Below are 958 nucleotides of genomic sequence, written 5' to 3'. Positions count from 1 at the left end.
ATACAGTATTGATCAGTTTCTATCAGTTGTTATTCGGATTCCCGGCGCCTATTGTCTTAGCGCTTTTACTGAACGAATTGAAGCATGCTATGTTTAAAAGAACCGTGCAAACGATAACGTATATGCCTCATTTTATCTCCTTGATTGTCATATGCGGGATTCTCAAAGACTTCACGTCCAGTGAAGGAGTTATCAACGATGTTGTCGCTTTCTTCGGGGGAGAGCGGTTGACCTTCTTGCTCGAACCTAGCTTGTTCCGCACCGTGTATGTATCGTCAGGCATCTGGCAAAATATTGGTTGGGGGACGATCATTTTCCTCGCAGCGTTAACCGGAATTGACCAAGAGCAGTACGAAGCAGCAAAAATCGACGGTGCAGGCCGATGGAAGCAAATGACGCATGTCACCCTGCCAGGACTTATGCCAACTATTATTATTTTACTTATTCTCGATATCGGCCGGATGATGAATGTCGGATTTGAGAAAATCATTTTGCTGTATAATCCAGGTACTTATGAAACTGCTGACGTGATTTCCTCCTATGTCTATCGCGTGGGTCTGCAAGATTTCAATTATAGTTTCAGTTCAGCGGTGGGCTTGTTTAACTCGGTCATCAATTTTGTCCTGCTCATTTCATCCAACTGGTTAAGCCGCAAATTTAACGATACGAGCTTGTGGTAAAAAGGAGAGAGAGATATCATGCTGAACAAAGTGAGCTTCTCTGAGAGATGTTTCGATTATATCAATACGGTGCTGTTGTTTCTGCTGATGGTGCTTACCATATATCCGCTGCTTTATGTAGCATTTGCTTCAGTCAGTGACGCCGGAAGCCTGATGGGGCACAAAGGCATCTTATGGCGTCCCATCGGTTTCTCGCTTGATGCCTATACAAATGTTTTCCGTAATCCGATGATTTTGAAAGGTTATGGAAATACGTTGTTTGTCGTGCTGATGGGCTT

The 958-nt window shown here is 43.7% G+C and carries 1 protein-coding gene and 1 pseudogene; both read left to right on the top strand.

What is annotated here, in order from left to right; all coding sequences use genetic code 11:
- The coding region (locus tag AC1DUA_RS39120) for an ABC transporter permease (protein ID WP_477504801.1) at positions 1-680 on the top strand (680 nt) is incomplete at its 5' end.
- Between the two features lie 18 nt (positions 681-698).
- Positions 699-958, top strand: a pseudogene (locus tag AC1DUA_RS39115) (carbohydrate ABC transporter permease); the annotation flags it as partial.

The organism is Paenibacillus sp. 01T422 (genome assembly GCF_056398785.1).
This window is presented reverse-complemented; position numbering and strand designations above follow the sequence as displayed.